Below are 2,645 nucleotides of genomic sequence, written 5' to 3'. Positions count from 1 at the left end.
CGCTGGCGCAGGCCTATGCCAAGGGTGGCGCTGCCTGTCTTTCGGTGCTGACCGACGCACCGTCCTTCCAGGGCGCGCCGGAATTTCTCACCCGGGCGCGAGCCGCCGTCGCGCTGCCGGCGCTGCGCAAGGATTTCCTGTTCGATCCCTATCAGGTCTACGAAGCCCGCGCCTGGGGCGCGGATGCCATCCTGATCATCATGGCCAGCGTCGACGACGCCCTGGCGAGCGAGCTTGAGGCAACGGCATTCGAACTCGGCATGGATGCGCTGATCGAGGTGCATGATGAGGCCGAGACGTTGCGCGCGCTAAAACTGTCGTCGCGGCTGATCGGTATCAACAACCGTAATCTGCGCACATTCGAGACCAGCCTCGACACTTCAGTGCGGCTGGCGAAGATGGTTCCGGCCGACCGCTTGCTGGTCAGCGAGAGCGGTATTTTCTCGCATGACGACTGCCTCAGGCTGCAAAAGAGCGACATCGGCACTTTTCTTGTCGGCGAGAGCCTGATGCGGCAACAGGACGTCACCACCGCGACGCGCTTGCTTCTGACAGGCAAGGCTTTGGCCGAGGCTATCTGACGATGGTATCAGGCCTGACCCATCTCGGCGCGCAGGGCGAGGCCAACATGGTCGATGTCGGCGACAAGGAAGAAACAACGCGCACGGCGATCGCCGAAGGCTTTGTCGCGATGCAGCCCGAGACGCTGAAGATGATCCTCGCCGGCAACGCCAAGAAGGGCGACGTGCTCGGCACCGCGCGCATCGCCGGCATCATGGCGGCGAAGAAGACGCATGATCTGATCCCGCTCTGCCATCCGCTGCTGCTGACCAAAGTTTCCGTCGACATCGAGCCCGACCATGCATTGCCGGGCCTGAAGGTCACCGCGCTGGCGCGCGTCACCGGCAAGACGGGCGTCGAGATGGAGGCGCTGACGGCCGCTTCGGTAGCCTGCCTGACCATCTACGACATGGCCAAAGCAGTAGACCGCGCCATGGTCATCACCGGCATCCGCCTGGTCGAAAAGACCGGCGGCAAGTCGGGTGACTACAAGGCGAGTTCCTGATGGCGCTGGTTCCTATCGCGGAGGCGCTTGAGCGCCTGCTCGATGGTGCGGCACCTCTAGCCGGCGAAAGCGTTCCTCTGTTCGAGGCGGTGGATCGTGTTCTGGCGGAACCGGTCGTGGCACTCCGTACCCAGCCACCTTTCAACGCTTCCGCCATGGATGGCTATGCCGCTCGAGCCGCCGACGTGGCGTCGGTACCATCCAGGCTGTCGGTGATCGGCATGGCGCCGGCCGGACGTGGTTTTGCCGGTAGGATCGGCAAGGCACAAGCGGTGCGCATCTTCACCGGCGCGCCGCTGCCCGAAGGCGCCGACACCATCGTCATCCAGGAGAATGTCCGCGACCTCGGCGGCGGCGAAATCGAAGTGACCGAGCCGACGGCGCAATGGCGCAATATCCGTCGCATCGGGCTCGATTTTTCAACAGGCGACATGCTGCTCGAAAGAGGCCGTTTGCTCGACCCGGCGGCACTGTCGCTGGCAGCATCGGCCAACCATCCCCAGGTCAAGGTGGTAAGACGACCGCTGGTCGCCATCATCGCCACCGGCGACGAATTGCTGCCGCCGGGCAGTAATCTCGGCCCGGACCAGATCATCTCGTCCAATGCCTATGGCGTCGCTGCCACCGCACACTCGGTCGGCGCCCGCGCGCTCGATCTCGGCATTGCCGCCGATCGCAAGGAGGCCATCGCCGAACTGGTGCAAAAAGCGGTGGCGGCCGGTGCGGATGTCATCGTGACGCTTGGTGGCGCCTCGGTCGGCGATCACGACCTGATCCACGACGTGCTGACCGGCGAAGGCATGACGCTCGGCTTCTGGAAGATTGCCATGCGCCCCGGCAAGCCGCTGATGTTCGGCCGCCTCGGCGATATCAGGTGCATCGGCCTGCCCGGCAACCCGGTGGCAAGCCTGGTCTGCTCGCAACTGTTCCTGAAGCCGCTGCTGGCGCGGCTCGGTGGCCGCAACCATCGCCAGGACATTCGCCCAGCGCGACTGGGTACCGCAATGCCGGCCAATGATTTGCGCCAGGACTATGTCCGAGCCGTGGTCAGGGAAGATGACGGCGCGCTGGTGGCGACGCCGTTCGGCATTCAGGATTCCTCGATGCTGAGAATGCTGGCCGACGCCAACGGGCTGATCGTGCGGGCGCCGTTTGCCCCTGCAGCAGCCGCGGGCGAGGCTTGCAGCGTTTTGATGCTGCGCTGAGGAATTCCAGGCAAGCCGTTCATAACAGACGAGAAAGTGATCTCGGCTCTAGCTCGAGATCAAGCTCTGTGTCAGCGGATGCGCCGGATCGGCAAGGCCGTCGACAATGTCGTAGTGATGCCGGTCGGGCTCGACCACGGTGCTGGTGGTGGCGCCAAGGCCGGTCCAGATGTTGGCAAGCAACGCATTCTGGCGCAGGAACTCGGCGCGCTCACCGCCGCCGGCCCAGCAGGTGATGCGGGCGCCATCCATCGGGCGCAGCAGGGCTGGGCTTTCAGCCAGCGCCTCCTCTTCGTCGATTGCCAGGTCCTTGTTCATGCCGGTGCGCATGAGCGGACGCAAATCGTGTAGACCTGAAATCGAAACGACATGGC

At 64.3% G+C, this 2,645-nt stretch carries 3 protein-coding genes and 1 pseudogene; 3 read left to right on the top strand and 1 reads right to left on the bottom strand.

Features of this window, described 5'->3' with window-relative positions; translation table 11 throughout:
• From ENZ74_RS28360 to glp, 3 genes are all read left to right on the top strand, one after another.
• On the top strand, positions 1–581 hold a 581-nt coding region (locus ENZ74_RS28360; RefSeq protein WP_164761270.1), incomplete at its 5' end, for an indole-3-glycerol phosphate synthase TrpC.
• A 2-nt stretch (positions 582–583) separates the two neighbouring features.
• Positions 584–1,066 carry a cyclic pyranopterin monophosphate synthase MoaC gene (gene moaC / locus ENZ74_RS28355; RefSeq protein ID WP_013531740.1) on the top strand — a complete coding sequence of 161 codons (483 nt, stop codon included), beginning with the start codon at positions 584–586 and terminating at the stop codon, positions 1,064–1,066.
• Positions 1,066–2,271 (top strand): gephyrin-like molybdotransferase Glp, encoded by a 1,206-nt coding sequence (glp, locus tag ENZ74_RS28350; RefSeq protein ID WP_063167976.1) that lies wholly within the window; start codon positions 1,066–1,068, stop codon positions 2,269–2,271. Before moaC ends, glp begins: the two co-directional genes overlap by 1 nt.
• A 48-nt stretch (positions 2,272–2,319) precedes the next feature.
• On the opposite strand, the pseudogene ENZ74_RS28345 reads toward glp, so the two are convergent.
• Positions 2,320–2,645 (bottom strand): annotated as a pseudogene (locus ENZ74_RS28345) (alpha/beta hydrolase); the annotation flags it as partial.

It is taken from the genome of Mesorhizobium sp. M7A.F.Ca.CA.002.15.2.1 (genome assembly GCF_003998715.1).
GTDB lineage: Bacteria > Pseudomonadota > Alphaproteobacteria > Rhizobiales > Rhizobiaceae > Mesorhizobium > Mesorhizobium ciceri.
This window is presented reverse-complemented; position numbering and strand designations above follow the sequence as displayed.

Bases quoted from the DNA above. Each gene is read 5' to 3' on its own strand.
- moaC (WP_013531740.1), top strand. From the start codon at position 584: ATGGTATCAGGCCTGACCCATCTCGGCGCGCAGGGCGAGGCCAACATG.
- glp (WP_063167976.1), top strand. From the start codon at position 1,066: ATGGCGCTGGTTCCTATCGCGGAGGCGCTTGAGCGCCTGCTCGATGGT.